We start from the raw sequence: 325 nt of genomic DNA on the forward strand, positions 1-325 counted from the left end.
GCCGCCTCCTTGCGCGAGCGATTGCACCAGGCATCGGTGTTTGTAGCGGGGTCGCCGGTCGTGCGTCTTTCCAGCATTGCCGAGGTTCAGGCCATGCTCAACCAGCCCACGGAGAGCTAAACCATGCCAAAAGCAGCAAGGCTGGGGGATTCGATCGGCCACACGCCGCCCGGTGACGGTCCGATAGGAGGCATCGGCGACGTGACCGGCAAGATCGTCGGTCCTTGTTCCAGCAATGTGTTCACCAACGGCATCAAGGCCGCGCGGGCGTATGTTGACGTCGTGGTGTGCGCGCTACACCCGCAGGCGCCGTTGCCGATCGCGC

General features: G+C 64.3%; 1 protein-coding gene. It reads left to right on the plus strand.

Features of this window, described 5'->3' with window-relative positions; genetic code table 11:
• Positions 1 to 123: 123 nt before the first annotated feature.
• Positions 124 to 325, plus strand: a 202-nt coding sequence (locus F2P45_RS34895) for a PAAR domain-containing protein (protein WP_502572744.1), incomplete at its 3' end; no start/stop codon positions are given.

It is taken from the genome of Massilia mucilaginosa (assembly GCF_011682145.1).
Classification (GTDB): Bacteria; Pseudomonadota; Gammaproteobacteria; order Burkholderiales; family Burkholderiaceae_D; genus Telluria_A; species Telluria_A mucilaginosa.